This is a genomic window from Banduia mediterranea, assembly GCF_031846245.1.
GTDB lineage: Bacteria > Pseudomonadota > Gammaproteobacteria > Nevskiales > Nevskiaceae > Banduia > Banduia mediterranea.
In genome coordinates this window covers 1-878 of record NZ_JAVRIC010000065.1, presented here as the reverse complement: position 1 = coordinate 878, position 878 = coordinate 1, and the positions used below count along the sequence as shown (strand labels likewise).

Here is an 878-nt window from a genome sequence, read left to right as displayed (position 1 = left end):
GGTGCGATGAATCCGAACTTGGTCAGGGCCTTGATCCAGCGCGGGGCGTTGCGTTGAACGGACAGGGCTTCATAGTCAGTGGCGGAGTCCCGGTAATGTTCGCGCCGTTTGAGCATGAAGAAGAGGGTGCGCAGGATTTTGTGGCCGATGGCGATGATGGCGCGCTTATGACCGCGCCGTAGGCGGAGCGCCTGGAACTTCGACTTGAACACCGACGTGGTGCGGCTGGCGGCATGTGCAAACTCGCAGAGCAGACGGCGAACGTAGAGATTGCCTTTGCGGACGTGGCCGGACTTGCGCTTGCCGGCCGACTCGTTGTTGCCTGGACAGATGCCCACCCACGACGCCAGGCGATCGGCGCTGCCGAAGGCATCCATATCGGTGCCAATTTCGACCAGCAGCATGGCGGCGCCGATCCGATCGACGCCGGGTATCGTTTGCAGCAGAGCCAGGGTGTTGAGCTCGCCGGCAAGCTCCGCCAGCAGACGCGCCTCGAAGCGGGCAATGCGGGCCTCGATCTCCTCGATATGCTGCATCAGCTCATCGAGCACGAAGCGGTGGCTGGCGGTCAGCTCGCCCTGCAAGGCGTCGAAGATTTCCTCCCGGCTTGCCTTCAGTCGCCGGCTGGCCAGCGTGAGCACTTCCTGGGGAGGCTGGCCCGCGATGATGGCCTTGACCATGGCCCGGGCCGACTGCCCATGCAGGTCGCTGACCACCACACCGAGGCGCACCCCGCCGTCGGTCAGCACCTTGTGCAGCCGGTTCTTCTCCGAAGCCAACTGGCCGACCAGTTTCTGTCGTTGGCGGGCGATCGGGCGCAGTTCCCGAAGTTTGGCGGGCGGCACAAACGAGCCGCGCAACAGTCCCGCGCGGGCCAA

At 64.8% G+C, this 878-nt stretch carries 1 protein-coding gene; it reads right to left on the bottom strand.

Annotation, left to right across the window (positions count from 1 at the left end):
* On the bottom strand, window positions 1–878 hold an 878-nt coding region (locus RM530_RS18385; RefSeq protein ID WP_311366722.1), incomplete at both ends, for an IS110 family RNA-guided transposase.